Genomic DNA, 15,238 nt, shown 5'->3' on the forward strand with positions numbered 1-15,238 from the left:
CGGCCTGCGCGTTTACGGGCTTGGACGTTGTTCGCCGTCTTCCTTGGGATGCGCGCCGCTTTCGCTTGACGGCGGAGGCGCGCTTGTAGGATTAGAACGCGAATTCGATCGTATCGACGGCACTCTTTGCGCCTGCCGCCGGTTTATGACATTCAATCCGGCTTAACTCGAGTTGTGGATTTTCCGCAATTTGAGACAGTACCCGCAGGTAATCCTCGGTCAAGGTGCGGATCATCGCTTCTTTGAACAGCTTGGTGGCGTAGAAGAAGCCCCCGCTCAGCGCCCCGTTGTTTTCATACATAAACAGCGTCAGATCGAACTTCGCTTCTTCCAAATGGTCAAGCTCGTAAGTCTTCAGGCTGACCCCTTCCAGCTCGGCGTCTCGTTCTTCGATATTTTGCAAGTCGAAAACGGCATCGAACAGCGGGAAGCGGCCCGGCTCCCGCTTCACATTCAAACGCTCCACCAGATCCTCGAATGGATAATCCTGGTTCTCGAAAGCACCCAAAGCCGTTTCCTTCACTTCTTCCAGGTAGGACAAGAACGTTTTGTCGCCCGACGGACGATTGCGGATCGCCAGCGTATTGACAAACATCCCGATGACCGGTTCCAAATCGGCGTTCGTTCTTCCCGCCACCGGGGTACCCACGACCAAGTCCTCCTGCCCGCTGTACTTGGACAGCAGCACGGTATAAGCCGCAAGCAGCACCATGAACAGCGTGCTTTCACGCTCGGCCGCCAATTCGCGCAGCCGCGCAGAGAGAGAAGCTTCGACGTCGAACTCCAGATGCGCGCCTTCGTAGCTGCGAGCCGCAGACCGTTCGTAGTCCATCGGCAGGTCCGCCGTCGGCAACTCGCCTTCGAAGGTTTGCAGCCAGTACGCTTCCTGCCGCCCAATCCGCTCTCGGTGGGCCTTCGACTGCTGCCAAACGGCATAATCCTTGTATTGAATGCGCAGTGGCGGCAGTTCTTCCCCGGCGTAGAAACTCGAGAACTCATCGATCACAATCGCCATCGATACGCCGTCGGACACCATATGGTGCATGTCGAAAAGGAGAATATGCAGGTTCGGCTCCAGCTCGATGACCCCGGCGCGCAGCAGCGGCGGCTTGCCGAGATCAAACGGACGAACGAAGCTGCGGACGATCTGCTCGATTTGAGCCGCATCCTCTTTATCCGCTTGATGATGCTCGATAGCAAAATCGACCTGCGGGTAAATCCGCTGAACCGCTTCGGCCTTCACGATTTCAAAACCGGTGCGCAGCGATTCATGCCGTGTTATCAATTTCCGCAAGGCGGCTTCCAACCGGTCTAAGTCAAACTCGCCTTCCACCTGCACCAGCTCCGGCATGTTGTAAAGCTGATCCGCTCCATCCAGCGTGTGCTGAATGAACAGCCGTTTCTGCGCGGAGGACAGAGGGTAGTACTCTCTCTCCTCCGCTTGAGGAATGGCCTCATGCTCCCGCCGTTCCATCCGGGCGATCGCCTCGGCCATCGCCGCAATCGTCGAGTGACGGAATACGTCGCGCAGCGGCAGGTTGACGTTTAATTCCTTAAATACCTTGCCCGCCAGCGTCGTCGCCCGCAGGGAGTGGCCGCCGATGTCGAAGAAGTTGTCGTGAACGCCAATCTCCTTCGCAAGCCCCAGCACCTCCTGCCAAATCGCCGCCAGCTTCGTTTCCAGCTCATTGCGCGGTGCGATGTACTCCGTTCCGCTTCCCGCTTCCCCTTCCGGCGCCGGTAGCGCCTTCCGGTCAATCTTTCCGTTCGGCGTCAGAGGCAGGCGCTCCATCTCCACGAAGTACGACGGGATCATGTACCCCGGCAGCTCCTGCGCCAGCGCGCCGCGCAGATCGTTCACTGCCAGCTCCGCTCCGGTATCCGGTGTGTAATACGCGCATAGCGCCTTCTGCCCGTTCGCGTCACTTCGAACCAGCACCACCGCTTCGCGCACGCCTTCCACCCGCAGCAGCTGCGACTCGATCTCGCCCGTCTCGATCCGGTACCCCCGAATTTTCGCCTGGTTGTCGATCCGGCCGATGAAGTCCACGTTGCCGTCTTCCATCCACCGCGCCAAGTCTCCCGTGCGGTACAACCGCTCGCCCGCGGCGAACGGGCTGTCTACGAACTTCTCTTCTGTCAGCCCCGGACGGTTCAAGTACCCGCGAGCTACCCCGACTCCGCCGATAACCAGCTCGCCCAGCACCCCGACCGGCACCGGATTCAGGTGCGCATCCACGATGTAGAATTTCGCATTCAGCCACGCTCTGCCGATCGGCACATGGCCTGTCTGCGGCAGCTTCGTCAGCGGCTCGTCGTAGAAACTTGAGTCGATCGCCGCTTCCGTCACGCCGTATGCGTTGATGATCCGGAACAACGAGCCGAAGCGTTCCTGCAAGGTCCGGTAATCCGCCACGCTGCAGCTGTCCGAGCTCGTGATCAACAGCTCCATCCAGCTCATATCCAGCCGCTGCTCGTGCACGTACTCCAGGAACGGCACGATCAGCGCCGGCGTCGATTCGAAGATCGTCACTTGCTGCTGGCTGATCCAGTAGTGCAGACGAGACGGATCGATCCGGTCGTCCTTCGGCACAATCACCATCGTGCCTCCGTTGTACAGCGCCCGCGCGATATCTCCCACGAACACGTCGAACGAGAAGCTTGCGAGCTGCAGCAGCCGCACCGGGAACTGATCCAACCGGTATTCCCGCCGGTAGCCCGCCGCCGTGTTCACCAGGCTGCGGTGCTCGATCATCACGCCCTTCGGCTTGCCCGTCGTTCCCGACGTATAGATCACGTACGCCAGATCCTCCGGACGGGCTTCATGGAAGCTGTCGGTGCCAACATTCTGATGGCTCTCATCGCCGTCGTCCACAGTATCCGTCAGCTTGCCGGAGACTATGCCCGAGCCAATCGGCGCATTCGCCCGCTCCTCGCTGTACGACGCTTCGTCGTCCAGGTACAGCACCGCCGCCAGCGCCAGCTCCTCTTCGTCAAGCCAGGCTTCAGCACGCTCTCGCAGCGCCGTTTGCGTCAGCAGCACCTTCGCTCCGCTGTCTTCGAGCATGAACCGCACGCGCTCCGCCGGATAATCCGGGTCGAGCGGCACATACGCCCCGCCCGCTTTCCAGACGGCCAGCACGGCCACCAGCAAGTCCACCGAACGCTCGGCGAGAATGCCGACGATCGTCTCCCGGCCGATGCCGCTTGCGCGCAGCGTAGCCGCCAAGCGGTTCGCCCGCTCGTTCAGCTCCGCATACGTCAGCCGGTCGTTCTCGTACACGACGGCCGCCTCTTCCGGCGTGCGCTCCGCCTGTTCCTCAAACAGCCGGTGGAACGCGGCCGCAGGAGCCGCTTCCGGCTGCGCCGGGTTGAACGCGCCGATAATTTGTTCTTTTTCCTCTGCCGTCAGCAAGTCCAGCTCGGCAATCTTCGCATCTGGACGGCTTACGATCGTTTCGAGCAGCTGCTCGTAATGTTTCGCCAGCCGTTCGATCGTCTCCCTTTTGTAGAGAGCCGTCGCATATTCGAAGCTGTAATCCAAGCCGCCGTTCTCCTCGCCCACATCCAAGCTGATATCAAACTTCGCGGTATCTAATACGCTCGGATAAGGAATCAGGCGAAGCCCTTCCAGCTCAAATTCCTCGTTTTCCGTATTCTGCATCGTAAACAGCGTGTCGAAGAGCGGATTGCGGCTTAAATCACGGGTGACTTGCACCTTGTCCACCAATTCTTCGAACGGATAGTTTTGATGCTCGAAGGCATGGAGGGTCGTTTCTTTGACTTCGTTCAGGTATGACAGGAATGTCTTTTCCGAAGCCGGATAACTGCGGATAGCCAGCGTGTTTAAGAAAATCCCGATCAACGGCTGCACATCTCCATGATTCCTTCCGGCAATCGGCGTACCGACGATCACGTCTTCCTGACCTGAATATTTATGCAGAAGGACGTTATATGCCGCAAGCAGCACCATAAACAGCGTCGTGCCCGTTTCCGAGGCCAGCTGCTTCAGGCCGTCGGTTTTCGAAGCGTCGAAGGAAAACTCCAGCGTTTGGCCTTCGTAGCTCTGCACGGCCGGACGCGGATAGTCGGCCGGCATTTCCAGCACCGGCAGCTCGCCTTGGAACATGTCCAGCCAGTACGCCTCCTGACGCTGAAGCCGTTCTTTCTGCTCCTGCGAATGCTGCCAAACGGTGTAGTCTTTGTACTGAATGCGCAGAGGCTCCAATTGCTCGCCGCCGTACAAGCGGACGAATTCTTCAACAAAGATTTCCATCGAGACGCCATCGGAAATAATATGATGCATGTCGTACATTAGAATATGACGTTCCGGAGCCAGCTCGACAAGGCCTACCCTCAGCAGCGGAGGCTTCGCCAAGTCAAACGGACGGACGAAACGGCGAACCATCTCTTCGGCCTCTTGCTCATCCACTCGATAGAACTCCACGGCAAAATTCACGTCCTGGTAAATCCGCTGCGATGCTTCGCCATCCACCATTTCGAACCCGGTGCGCAGCGTTTCATGCCGCGCCACGAGCTTACGGAACGCTTCTTCGAACCTTGCCCGGTCCAAAGCCCCCTCCAGCAGCATCGCTTCCGGCATGTTGTAGCTAAGCTCCGCGCCTTCCAGTTGATTCAGGATAAAGAGACGTTTTTGAGCAAAAGATTGCGGGTACACCTCTCGGTCATCCGCCACCGGAATGGCAACGAATGTCTGCTCATCCAGCCGGGAAATGGCGGCGGCCATGCTCTCAATGGTGGAATGGCGGAACACGTCGCGCAGCGGCAGATCCACGCTCAATTCTTTATGAATCTTGCTGACCAGCGTCGTCGCCCGCAGGGAGTGACCACCGATGTCGAAGAAGTTGTCGTGAACGCCAATCTCCTTCGCAAGCCCCAGCACCTCCTGCCAAATCGCCGCCAGCTTTGTTTCCAGCTCATTGCGCGGTGCGACGTACTCCGTTCCGCTTCCCGCTTCCCCTTCCGGCGCCGGCAGCGCCTTCCGGTCAATTTTTCCGTTCGGCGTCAGAGGCAGGCGCTCCATCTCCACGAAGTACGACGGGATCATGTAGCCCGGCAGCTCCTGCGCCAGCGCGCCGCGCAGATCGTTCACTGCCAGCTCCGCTCCGGTATCCGGTGTGTAATACGCGCATAGCGCCTTCTGCCCGTTCGCGTCACTTCGAACCAGCACCACCGCTTCGCGCACGCCTTCCACCCGCAGCAGCTGCGACTCGATCTCGCCCGTCTCGATCCGGTACCCCCGAATTTTCGCCTGGTTGTCGATCCGGCCGATGAAGTCCACGTTGCCGTCCTCCATCCACCGCGCCAAGTCTCCCGTGCGGTACAACCGCTCGCCCGCGGCGAACGGGCTGTCTACGAACTTCTCTTCTGTCAGCCCCGGACGGTTCAAGTACCCGCGCGCCACTCCGACTCCGCCGATAACCAGCTCGCCCAGCACCCCGACCGGCATCGGATTCAGGTGCGCATCCATGATGTAGAATTTCGCATTCAGCCACGCCTTGCCGATCGGCACATGGCCTGTCTGCGGCAGCTTCGCCAGCTCCTCGTCGTAGAAGCTGGAGTCGATCGCCGCTTCCGTCACGCCGTATGCGTTGATGATCCGGAACAACGAGCCGAAGCGTTCCTGCAAGGTGCGATAATCCGCCACGCCGCAGCTGTCCGAGCTCGTGATCAACAGCTCCATCCAGCTCATATCCAGTTGCTGCTCGTGCACGTACTCCAGGAACGGCACGATCAGCGCCGGCGTCGATTCGAAGATGGTGACCCGTTCCCGCTCCATCCAGTGGTGCAGACGAGACGGATCGATCCGGTCGTCCTTCGGCACAATCACCATCGTGCCTCCGTTGTACAGCGTCCGCGCGATATCTCCCACGAACACGTCGAACGAGAAGCTTGCGAGCTGCAACAGCCGCACCGGGAACTGATCTAACCGGTATTCCCGCCGGTAGCCCGCCGCCGTGTTCACCAGGCTGCGGTGCTCGATCATCACGCCCTTCGGCTTGCCCGTCGTTCCCGACGTGTAGATCACGTACGCCAGGTCCTCTGGACGGGCTTCATGGAAGCTGTCGGCATTCGTCCACTCCTCGCTGTACGAGGTTTCGTCGTCCAGGTACAGCACCGCCGCCAGCGCCAACTCCTCTTCGCCGAGCCAGGCTTCGGCACGCTCTCGCAGCGCCGTTTGCGTCAGCAGCACCTTCGCTCCGCTGTCTTCAAGCATGAACCGCACGCGGTCCGCTGGATAATCCGGGTCGAGTGGCACATACGCCCCGCCCGCTTTCCAGACGGCCAGCACGGCCACCAGCAAGTCCACCGAACGCTCGGCCAGAATGCCGACGATCGTCTCCCGGCCGATGCCGTTTGCGCGCAGCGTAGCCGCCAAGCGATTCGCCCGCTCGTTCAGCTCCGCATACGTCAGCCGGTCGTTCTCGTACACGACAGCTGCCGCTTCCGGCGTGCGTTCCGCCTGTTCCTCAAACAGCCGGTGGAACGCGGCCGCAGGAGCCGCTTCCGGCTGCGCCGGGTTGAACGCGCCGAGAATTTGCTCTTTTTCCTCTGCCGTCAACAAGTTCAGCTCGGCAATCTTCGCATCCGGACGGCTTACGATCGCCGCAAGCAAATGTCCGAAATGAGTCGACAGCCGCCGGATCGTGCTTTCTTTATAAAGAGCCGTTGCGAATTCAAAGCTGCACTCCAGGCCGCCGTTTTCTTCCGTAACATCCACACTCAGGTCGAACTTGGCCGTGCCGTATTCGCTAGGGTACGGGGACAATTTCAGCCCTTCCAGCCCAAACTCTTTGTCCTCCAAGTTTTGCAGGGAGAACATCGTGTCAAACAGCGGGTTGCGGCTCAAATCCCGGCTGACCTGCACTTTATCGACGAGCTCTTCGAACGGATAATTCTGATGCTCGTAAGCGCCTAAGGTCGTTTCTTTCACTTCTTCCAGATACGACAGGAAGGTCTTCTCCGAAGCCGGATAATTGCGGAGCGCCAGCGTATTAACGAACATTCCGATCAAAGGTTGCGTGTCTCCGTGCGTTCTGCCCGCAATCGACGTTCCGACGATCAAATCGTCCTGACCTGTGTATTTATGCAAAAGCACGGTATATGCCGCAAGCAGCACCATATACAGCGTCGTTCCTCTTTGAGCCGCCAGTTGCTTTAAGCCTTCGTTCGTTGCCTCGTCCACGAAGGACGTCAGCGTTTGTCCCTCAAAGCTCTGCACGGCAGGACGCGGATAGTCCGTCGGCATTTCCAGAACCGGCAGCTCGCCCCGGTAACGGTCCAGCCAGTAAGCTTCCTCGCGTTTCAACTGCACTTTTTGCTCGTCCGACTGCTGCCATACCGCATAGTCCTTGTATTGAATGCGCAAAGGCTCTAATGACTCGCCACCGTACAGACGAACGAGTTCCTCGACTAACACGTCCATCGAAACCCCGTCGGAGACGATATGGTGCATGTCGAACATCAGCAAATAACGTTCGGCTGCCAGCTCTACAAGCTCCGCCCGCAGCAACGGAGGCTTCGCCAAGTCGAAAGGCCGGATGAAGGCCTGCACGACTTCAGGCGCTTCTTCCTCGCTCGCATGACGGTACTCGACAGCAAAGTCGACGCTCTCGTAAATGCGCTGTATTGCTTCGCCTTGTACGATCTCAAAGCCGGTTCGCAGCGTTTCGTGCCGTGCGATCAGTCCCCGGAAAGCCTTCTCCAGCAGGCTCCGGTCAATCGATCCTTCCAGCAGCAGCACGCCCGGCATGTTGTAGCTCTGATCGGCCCCTTCCAGCTGATTCAGGATAAACAGCCGCTTCTGAGCCGAGGAAAGCGGATAATATGCTCTTGCGCCTGCCCGCGGAATCGACGAGAACAATTGCTTTCCGATCCGGGAGATGGCAAGAGTCATCTCTTCGATTGTCGAGTAGCGGAATACGTCGCGCAACGGAAGTTCGACGTTCATTTCCTTCTGAATCTTGCTGACAAGGTTCGTCGCCCGCAAGGAGTGGCCTCCAAGCTCGAAGAAATTGTCCAGGACTCCAATGCCGGAGTAGCCCAGTACTTCCTCCCAGATCTTCACAAGCTGGGACTCCGTCCGGTTACGCGGCGCTACGTATTCGACGCCCGTTTGTATGCCGCCTTGCGGCTCCGGTAGCGCTTTGCGGTCCACTTTGCCGTTGGTCGTCAGCGGCATGCGCTCCAGCTGCACGAAGTACGACGGGATCATGTACCCCGGCATTCCCTGGGCCAGCGAGGTTCTCATTTCGCTGACCGTCAGCGTTCGGTCCGCCACAAAGTAGGCGACAAGCGCCTTCTCGCCCTCGCCGTCCTGACGGGCGAGCACCACCGCTTCTTCCACGCCCTCGACGTTCAGCAGCTGCGTCTCGATTTCGTCCAGCTCGATCCGGTACCCGCGGATCTTCACCTGATGATCGATCCGGCCCAGGTATTCGATGTTGCCGTCCGGTAGCCAAGCCGCCAAGTCACCCGAGCGGTACAGTTTCTCCCCCTCCGCAAACGGGGAATCGACGAACTTCTCCGCCGTCAGATCCGGACGGTTCAGGTATCCTCTCGCAAGGCCTTCCCCGGCCACGTACATTTCGCCCGCTACGCCGATCGGCACAGGGCGGCGGTTTTCATCCAGGACGTACACCTTCAGCGTCGGGATCGGCTTGCCGATATTACTCTTCGCCGCCTCCATTTCGACCCACGTTATTTCCTTATATGTAACGTGAACAGTCGTCTCGGTAATGCCGTACATATTGATCAGCTTCGTCTCCGGGTACTTCGTCTTGAAGCCCTTGAGCTGCAGCGGACTCAGCGCTTCGCCCCCGAAGATGACGTTGCGAATCCGCAGATCGTACGGATGGTCCGCCAAGACCTCACGCAGTAGCTGGTAGAAGTACGTTGGCGTCTGGTTCAAAATCGTGACCTGTTCGCGGCCCAGCAGCGCCAGGAAATCGGCTGGACTTTTCGCCGTCAGCGGCGGTACGATGACCAGCTTGCCTCCGTACAGCAGCGCTCCGTACATTTCCCAGACGGAGAAATCGAAGCAGAACGAGTGGAACAGCGTCCACGTGTCAGACGGCCCGAAGTCGAACAGGTTCTTGTCGTTGAACAGGAGGCGCACGACGTTCTTATGCTCGATCAGCGTTCCTTTCGGTCTGCCGGTCGTTCCTGACGTGTAGATGACATATGCCAGGTTGCCCGGCCCGGAAATTGGCTCCAGGTTCGAAGCGTCCAACGCACCTTCGGAGTCCGCCCCTCTGTCGCCCCAAACGAAATCGTCCAATTCGAGGCGCGTTCCTGCGAAGTCGGTCTTCTCGTGCAGATGCTTTTGAATCAGCAATAACGGCGCGCCCGAATCCTCGATCATGAAGCGGATGCGCTCCTCCGGGTAGTCCGGATCGACAGGCACGTAGGCTCCGCCCGCTTTGAGAATCGCCAGAATGCCGACGACCATATCGAGCGAGCGTTCGGCCAGAATCGCTACCAGTTGGTCCGCTTCTACTCCCGTCTCCCGCAGCTTCCGCGCAAGGCGGTTGGATCGCTCGTTCAGCTCGCGGTAAGCCAGCTGTCGCTCGTTCATGACGGCGGCCACGTTGTCCGGGTAAAGCTCCGCCTGTTCTTCGAACAATTGAACGAGCGTCTTCTCGCGCGGAAATTCCGTGGTGGTGTCGTTAAAACGTCCGAGAAGGTCGGCCTTTTCCGCCTCCGTCACAAGTTCCAGCTCGCCCACTGTAATTTCCGGTTTATCCGTCACCTGCTCCAGCAGATGGACGAGATGCCCCTTGAGCCGCTCGATGCTGTCTTTATCGAACACTTCGGCGTTAAAGTCAAACCGGATTTCGATTTCGACTCCCGGCACCACGGTCACGTTGAAGTTATAGTTCGTCTGCTCCTCCATCTGAACGTCAGCGATCGTCAGGTCGCCGTGCTGCTGGTCGCCCGCCTGCTCCATCTGCTCGTCCACCGGATAGTTCTCGAAAGCGATGATATGGTTGATCAGGTTCTGCTTTTGCACGCTGCGGGCTTGAATTTCATACAACGGATAGTAATCATAACGCCCGGACTCCAGCGCCCACTCTTGGAGCTTCGCCATCAGGTCGGCGAACACGGTGTCCGCTTCGCTCGTGACGCGGACCGGCACCGTATTGATGAATAGCCCGATCATGGACTCGATACCCGGGATTTCCGCCGGTCTTCCGGCCACGACGCTGCCGAATACGGCATCGTTTGTTCCGTTATATTTTTGCAGCATAACGCCCCAAGCGGCTTGCAGCAGCGTATTGACCGTAACCAGGCGCTGTTTCGCCACCCGGTCCATCCGCTCGCTCAAGTCCTTGCCCAGCTCGGCGGTGACGTGATCAGCCGTAAATCTGCCGTTCGGCGCCGGTTCCTTTTGTCCCGGGAGTACGGTTTGCCCTTCATAACCTGCCAGGAATGCCGTCCAATAGCCGGATGCCGCCTGATCGTCCTGTTTCTCCAACCATTCGATGTAAGCGCCATAATCCGATCCCTTATCTCCCGCTGGCTGCTTGCCGGATGCCAAGGCCGAGTACGTCTCAAACAGCTCCTGCGTCAGCTGCGGCAGGCACCAGCCGTCCATCAAAATATGCTGGAAACTCCACAGCACATGATAGCTTTGCTCTTCGGTGCGCAGGATCGTAACCCGAACGAGCGCGTCATGTTCCATGTCGAAGCCGCGAAGTTTGTCATCCTCGGCCTTTTTATCCAAATACGCTTGTTTCTCGTCCGCCTGCAAATGAAGCAGCTCTTCATATTCAAAGCCGACCGGCTTGTCGCGGTATATGATTTGCAGCGGCTCGCCCGCCGGTCCTTGCACAAAATTCGCCCGCAGCACCAAATGACGTTTCGCAAGTTCCGTCCAGCTCCTCTCGAAAAGCTGGACGTCGAGTACTCCCCTCATCGTAAATCGCGTCTGCTCGAAGTAAGCGGCCGTTTGCCGGTCAAGCGCGCTGTGGAACCACATGCCCTTCTGCATCGGCGTAAGCGAGTAAATATTTTCGATTTCCCCGAGATGGCCCGAGCGCTGGGCGATTTGCTCTAGTTCGGCGATGGTCAAGCCTTTAAATTGCACGTCGCTAGGCGTCAATTCGGTATTTTCTTTGCCTGCGCAGTGGATAATGAGCTCTCGTAGACTTTGCTCAAGCCGCTGAGCGAAGGCTTCCATCGTTACCTTGTGATACTGCTTCCGGCTGTAGCTAAGATCAAGCGATAAAGCGCCGTCCAGCACCATGCCGTTGATATCCAGCACAAAGCTGCGGGCCTGCCGGTCGCTGGCCGGGCTGCCGCCGGAATAAGAAGATATACCGATCTCGTCCTGGTTGACATCATCGTCGAACTGGCCGAGGTAATTAAAATTAATTTCCGGCTCTGCGCCCCAAACAAAGCCATCCTCCGATTTGGAGAGATAGCGGCATATGCCGTACCCAAGCCCTTTGTTCGGAATGCGGCGCAAACTTTCCTTGACCTGTTTAATCTGATAGGCCAAATCCCGGTCGGTTTCCGGCTCTAGGACGACCGGAAACTTGGTCGTAAACCAGCCGACTGTGCGCGTGATGTCGATATCCGTTCCGATCGATTCGCGTCCGTGTCCTTCGAGATTGATCCGCACCCGTTCGTGTCCCGTCCACTTGCGAACGGCTATGCCGAGCGCCGTTACCAAAATATCGTTCATTTCGGTGTTGTAGGCCCGGTGAACCCGCTTCAGCAGCAGCTCCGTTTCTTTGGGAGTCAAACGCACGAACAGCGATTCGCTGTCCTGCTGCGTCGTAACGTCCGCCTCCAGATCCTTCGGCACGGCCGGAACCGCAATTTGTTCCACGGCCTGCCAATAGGCCCGTTCCTTCGCCATCTCCGCGCTTTGCGCGTAAGCGGCCAGCTGCTCGGACCAAGTGCGGTACGCATCCGTTTTGGCCGGGAAACGAATTTCCTCGCTTTTGCCGGCCTGCTCGTAACCCAGAGCGAAATCCTCCATCAAAATGCGCCAAGACACGCCGTCCACCACGGCATGATGAACCGCAAGCAGCAAATGATCGTCGTCCGCGCACCGGAACAGTCCCGCCTTCACGAGGGGCCCGTTCTCCAGATCGATGCCCGCTTGAATGTCCGTTGCCTTCGCTTCCACAGCCTGCGCGGTATTCTCCGCATCCTTGAAGTCGAACACGTCCAGCGTGAACAGCCCGCCTTCCTGAATCGCGCGGGTCCGCGCGCTAAACCCTTGTTCCGTCTTGCAGAACACCATCCGCAAGGCGTCATGATGCTCGGCCAGCTTTTGCAGCACCTGACGCACCGTCTCTTCGTCGAAGCGTTCCTTCCGGTACAGCATCACCGACTGGTTGAAATGATGCGGGTCCGCAAAGGAGCTCTCGAAAAACCAATGCTGAATCGGCGTCAGCGCCGTTTCACCCGTTATTTCGCCTTGATCGATGGTACGTCCGATCGGTTTCACATGCAGGCTGAGCTGTGAGATAGTCGGATATTTGAACAAATCCCGGATTTCCAGCTTGTACCCGGCTTGATGAAGCCGCGAAGATACTTGAATGGACTTGATCGAGTCTCCGCCCAGCTCGAAGAAATGATCCGTTACCCCAACGCGATCGGCGTTCAATACCGCCTGCCACACATCGGCAAGCGTCCGCTCCGCTTCATTGCGGGGAGCTACGTACGCGCCGCCGGTCAGTGCGTTTCCTTCCGGGGCGGGCAAAGCCTTGCGGTCGATTTTGTCGTTCGGCGTGAGCGGCATCCGCGGAAGCTGAACAAAATGCGCCGGAATCATGTAATTCGGCAACTTTTGCGCCAGCTCGCTTCTCAGCTCGCCGAGCGTAAGCGGGCGGCCCGCGACCAGGTAAGCGCACAGTTCTTGCCCGCTTTTGCCTTCCCGCGCGATTACGATCGTCTCCTGCACGGAGTCGATCTTCAGAAGCTGCTCTTCAATCTCGCCGATCTCGATCCGGAATCCACGGATTTTCACCTGATGGTCAATCCGGCCCAAGTACTCAATATTTCCGTCCGGCAGCCAGCGGGCCAAGTCGCCCGTCCGGTACAGTCTCTCTCCGGGCTCAAACGGGTGTTCGATGAATTTCTCCGCCGTCAGATCCGGCCGGTTCCAATATCCCCGGGCGAGGCCGACGCCCGCGATGCATAATTCTCCCTCCACTCCGATAGGCGCTAGCTGATTCTGTGCGCCCAGTATATACAAGCGATGGTTCCAGATCGGACGTCCGATCGGTATCGCTCTGCGTTCGGTGTCATACGTAGACGCCGCCCACACGGATGTGGCGATCGAGGCTTCCGTCGGACCGTACGCGTTATAGTACTGTACCTTGTCTTTCCACTGCTGCACGAATTCTGCTGAAACGGCGGAGCCCGCCGTGATGAGCCTGCTCAGACTCGGCAGGCGGTCTGAATTCAAATAAGCCGCATAAGTTGGCGGCAAAGTGGCGATCGTAATTGCATGCTCGTTCATGAAACGTTCGAACAGCTGATCATCCAAAACCGTCTCGGTTGACGGTATATATAAGGTCGCCCCGAAATACAGGGCGTTGAACATCTCCCAGCACGACGCATCGAACGATAGGCTGGCGAATTGCAGCACTCGATCCTGTTCGGTCGTGTGAAGCGTATGGGCAAACGTCAGTTTCAGGCTGACCAGCCCGCGATGCTCCAGCATGACCCCTTTGGGTTTGCCCGTCGTACCTGATGTATAGATGACATAAGCCAGATCGTTCGGACCGCTGGCCGGCTCCAGGTTCGAGCCATCGTCGCTGTAGGCCTGCTCGTCATCCAGCGCCACCACGGTCCCTTCGAACGGCACCTGCAGCAGCAGCTCCCTTTGAGTCAGCAGCAACTGCGCGTTCGAGTTCTCCAGAATGTAGCGGATGCGTTCTTCCGGGTATTCCGGGTCGATCGGCACGTAGGCACCGCCAGCTTTCAGAACCGCCAGAATGCCAACGACCGTCTCCAGCGATCTCCTGGCCATCAAGCCTACCAGCTGATTGGGCAGCACGCCGACCGATCGCAGCGTCCGCGCCAGCCGGTTCGCCCGTTCATTCAGCTCCGCGTACGAAAGCCGCCGCCCCTCAAAGACAACCGCCGTCGCTTCGGGCACCCGCTTCGCCTGCTCCTCCACGAGCTGATGAATCGTCCGATCACGGGGATAGTCCTTCTCGGTATCGTTAAAGCTTTGCAGCAATTGAAATTTCTCGTCCTCCGACAGCATGTCCGCCCGCACGATGTCCAGCTCCAACTCGTGAAGCCCCACGGCCAGCAGGCGATTCAGATGGCCGACGACCCGAGTCATGAACTCGGAGTCATATAAGTGCTCGTTATATGACAGCGCTAGCTGTATCGTCCCGCCGGTTAAGCTGAATTCAAAGGAACAATCCGTGACCACGTTTTGCCCGATTTCGTCCAGATGCAGCTCCTTAAGGGATACTAGCGTATGGATGACGGGTATCCCGTCTGCATATTGCAGGTCCAGCTTCTCCGCCATTTTCAAGAACGGAATATGTTGGTGCTGAATCGCTTCCGGCAAGGAAGTCCTCAGCTCGCTCAGAAGCGTTTTAAAAGTCGCACCCACCGAAAGCGAGTTTTTCAAAATGACCGTATGATTAACGGATCGGCGCGTCTCCGTCGGTTTCCGTACAACTGGCATGCCGACCAGAATGTCAGAAGCGCCTGTATATTTATGCAAGAGCGACTGAACACCGGCGAGCAAAATCATAAAAGTGGCCAGTGGAGCCCCCTTGCTCATTTGAAGGACGCGCTGCGCCACTTCCTCCGAAAGCGAACCGCCGACGGTTGTCATAATGGGCGCCAGGGAGCTTGGAGCTTTGCTGTAAGGCAGCCGCGTCAAGGTATAATCGTCGCTACCGAATTTTTCGTTCCAAAACAACGTTTCTTTTTCAAAAGCCATCTGGATCGTTCCCCTCTCTTCATCGGCAAAAGCAATCCGGCGGAGCATATGCCGCAGCAACGCTCCAGCCTCGCTCCCCGCCTTTTCAAACATGTGACAACAATGTCAATGGCTTTCGCCAGGTCACCGCTTCGCTTGCCCGGTTGATCGCATGCGGCAATCCTCTGCCTAGCAGCTGTCCCGCTCGGCTCCCATGCGTGAAAGACAACAAAGAGCATTGTTCTACGCAAGAGATGCGGCTGCTTCCGGCTCCTCTGCTTCAATATGCTTGCTGCGGACGAGCCGCCC

At 58.2% G+C, this 15,238-nt stretch carries 1 protein-coding gene; it reads right to left on the bottom strand.

The window, feature by feature from the left end:
* Window positions 1-91: 91 nt before the first annotated feature.
* Complete coding sequence (locus MHH57_RS21850; RefSeq protein WP_342434514.1) at window positions 92-15,043, bottom strand: amino acid adenylation domain-containing protein; 14,952 nt, start codon at window positions 15,041-15,043, stop codon at window positions 92-94.
* Window positions 15,044-15,238: the final 195 nt, after the last annotated feature.

Source organism: Paenibacillus sp. FSL H7-0442 (genome assembly GCF_038593105.1).
GTDB lineage: Bacteria > Bacillota > Bacilli > Paenibacillales > Paenibacillaceae > Paenibacillus > Paenibacillus polymyxa_D.

Bases quoted from the DNA above. Each gene is read 5' to 3' on its own strand.
- MHH57_RS21850 (WP_342434514.1), bottom strand. From the start codon at position 15,043: ATGTTTGAAAAGGCGGGGAGCGAGGCTGGAGCGTTGCTGCGGCATATG.